Origin of the sequence: Xanthomonas pisi DSM 18956, assembly GCF_001010415.1 — a bacterium.
Taxonomy (GTDB): Bacteria; Pseudomonadota; Gammaproteobacteria; order Xanthomonadales; family Xanthomonadaceae; genus Xanthomonas; species Xanthomonas pisi.
On the sequence record NZ_JPLE01000124.1, the window covers coordinates 1 to 3317 of the forward strand.

Annotated in this window: 2 protein-coding genes; both read left to right on the forward strand. The window is 63.8% G+C overall.

What is annotated here, in order from left to right; all coding sequences use genetic code 11:
- A partial coding sequence (locus Y887_RS17285) for an ATP-binding protein (protein WP_046965524.1) occupies window positions 1-783 on the forward strand: 783 nt, incomplete at its 5' end.
- Between the two features lie 344 nt (window positions 784-1127).
- Window positions 1128-3317 (forward strand): ligand-binding sensor domain-containing protein (locus Y887_RS17290; RefSeq protein WP_046965525.1); only part of this gene is annotated, 2190 nt, incomplete at its 3' end.

Here is a 3317-nt window from a genome sequence, read left to right on the forward strand (position 1 = left end):
GACATCACCGCCAGCGGCGATTCCACCCGCATCCGCCAGATCCTGCTCAATCTGCTCAGCAACGCGATCAAGTTCACCGAGCGCGGCGTGGTCGGCCTGAAATTGACAACGCTCGGTTCCTATCAAGGCCTGCGTTTTGAGGTGGCCGACACGGGGCCGGGCATCAATGCCGATCAGAAGGCACGGCTGTTCCAGCGCTTCGAGCAGGGCGATGGCGCCAAGACCAGCTCGCGCTATGGCGGCAGCGGCCTGGGCTTGGCGATCTGCCAGGAACTGGCTATAGCGATGGGCGGGCACATCGAGGTGATCAGCCGGCTCGGCGCCGGGACGCGGTTCGTGGTGGACCTGCCGCTGCGCTGGGTCATCTCCAACGCTGCGCTCAGCGGTGAAGTGACGCGTGCCAGCGCGTCCATCGCGCCGCAGCGCATCCTGCTAGTGGAGGACGACCCGACCATTGCCGAGGTCATCGTCGGCCTGCTGCGCTCGCAGGGGCACTCGGTGGTACATGCGCCGCACGGTCTGGCCGCATTGACCGAAGCTGCCGACAATACGTTCGACCTGGCGCTGCTGGACCTGGATCTGCCCGGGCTGGACGGGTTCGCACTGGCGCGGCAATTGCGCGTGTTCGGCTACGAGATGCCGCTGATTGCGGTGACCGCGCGTTCGGATGAAGCCGCCGAGCCCACCGCCAAGGAAGCAGGCTTCGACAGTTTCCTGCGCAAGCCGCTGACCGGCGACATGCTGGCCGACACCATCGCCGAGGCGTTGCGCAGCAAGCGCTGACAGGCACGGAGGTCGCGACCTGAGCGAACGCCGGTTGGCTGATATGCAGCGCGTTCGCCGGTAACGGGCTGTTTGAACCGTGATTCAAGGCGGTGATGATTTGGCCAGGGTACGAAGGTCTTTTCGGCACACTGTCAGTCTTGTGCTCGCTGTTCGCGACCACTGCGGCACAGCACGCGTGTTTCAACAGCGCTACCTCGAGCATCCGGGAGATGGGGTGCATGCGCAGCCGTATGCGCAGATTCGGGCTTGCCCGCACCGCGCGTGGCCCGCACTATGCGCCGACTTGTCGTGAAACTGACCCGGTGCGCTCTCTATTCCGCTTGTCCCATTGGCTGCTCGCTGTGCTCTGTGTGTGCCTGTGTCTGGCAGTGCTTCCCGCGCAGGCGCGTACGCCAGCGACACCCGTCCCCATCCAGCTGACGATTGCCGACGGACTTCCGTCCGACACGATCAGTGAATTGGCCGAGGACAAGCAGGGGTATCTGTGGCTTGCCAGCGATGACGGGTTGGCCAGATTCGATGGCCGCAACTACCGCATCTGGCGGATGGAAGACGGCCTGACCAGCAACGTGGTCTGGACCATCTGTGTCGATACCAAGGACCGGGTGTGGATGGGCTTCGAGGATGGCGGCGTTGGCTATCTGGAAGCGAATACGCGCACATTCAAGCGGCTGGAAGATCCAAATTTTCCGGAACTGCGCGACATGATGGTGTGGGCGTTGGCACAGACGCCAAACGGCGAGGTCTGGATCGGCACCGCGAAACAAGGGGTGTATCGGTATCGGCCCGACGGGCGGATGCAGCACTTTTCCGCCAGGCCAGACGATCCCGATAGTCTGCCGTCCGACAACGTCGTCGGTTTCGAAGTTGCGCCTGACGGTTCCTTGTGGATCGGTACCTGGGGCGGACTTGTGCACTGGGATGGCCGACGCATGGAACGCGTGCCGCTCCCGGGGCCATCCCAGGCAGTCAACAGGCTGTACAAGGAGCCCGACGGCAAGGTGCTATGGGTTGCCGATATTGAGGGAAACACAGTTCAGTTCAATACCGTCGGGCGGCCCACGCCGCGCCCCTGGCACAGCGTCACGGCCACGCCGCAGGTCAAAGGCGTTCTGCTGCGCGATCAACTCGGGCGCTATTGGCTGGATACCGATACCGGCCTGGGGATGAGCGCCGACGGCGGCGCGATCGAACGTGTGCCGATCTACAGTTTTTCAGCGCACGGTCTGGTCAACCGGAACTGGATCACGTCCTACCAGGACCGCGAAGGAGGGCTGTGGTTTGCCAGCCTGGAGGGCGGGCTGTGGCATCTGCCCCCGCGTTGGGACACGTTCGCGCTGTTCTCGCATCGAGCGGATGATCCGCAGTCCCTCGCCAATCCCTCGGTTGTTGCGACAGCGCCTTCGATCACCGGCGGAGTCTGGCTGGTCGGCACGCGAGGTGTTCTTGAGCGCTTCGATCCAGTCACCGGCCGAGTGACGCCACATCTGGCCCCGATCGATCCGGAACGCGTTCCCGACACCATCATTGAAAGCAGAAAGGGAATTGTCTGGATCGGTGTGCAGGGGACGTTGATTCGATACGACCCCCAGACCCGTGAGGTCAGGCGTCGGCCGCTGCTCGAGCACATGGAAGAACCCGCAGCCGACCCCGACATCGCGGGCAGACCGGGCAGGATGGCCGAAGATGCGCAGGGTCGCATCTGGGTCGCATTGCTGACGCACGGGGTGCAACTCTGGAGCAGCGAGGGCAAGCTGCTCAGGACGATCGACTATGCCAGTCACGGGTTGAAAGCGCTGAGCGTCCTGGACATGCGTGTCGGACCGGATGGACAAATCTGGCTGAGCAACAATGCCGGTCTCTGGCGCTGGGACCCGCAGGCCGATCAGTTCGTTGCGGTACGCGGCGCGCCGTCCCTGCCCACCTATGTGTTTCGCCAGGGAGATGGCGGCATCGTCTGGGTTGGATTGGCGGGAGAATTGCGGCGTTATCTCTGGGACGGCACGCAGCTCACGCATCTGGATACGGTGGGAAAAGATCAGGAGTTTCCGAGGGTGTCGCCGACCGGCCTGGTGGTCGATGCCGGCGGTGTGGCCTGGGTCTCCAGTCATCGCGGGCTGATTCGGGTCGACCCGGGCAGCAAGCTGGTGCGTGTCTACGACGTGCATGATGGACTCCCGAGCTCGCCCCTGCAGGTGGCGACGCTGGTGCAGGCAAGCACGGGGCAGATCCTGGGTGGTACATCCGACGGCATCGTGGTGTTCGACCCGGCCATGATGCGTCCGAATTTGCGCCGCCCGCAGCTGTTGATCGAACGCGTCAGCCTGCGACGCGGTGAGCGCGAAATGGATGTCACCAACAATGTGCCATTGCAGGTGCAGGACGGCGATCGCGATCTGCATATCGTTGCGCGGATGCCCACGTTTACCAGCCCCGAGTCCACCAGTTATCGCTTCCGCCTCAGCGGTTACGATCCGGACTGGATTGATGTTGGTGCCACCGGCGAGCGCCTGTTTTCGCGCCTGCCCCCG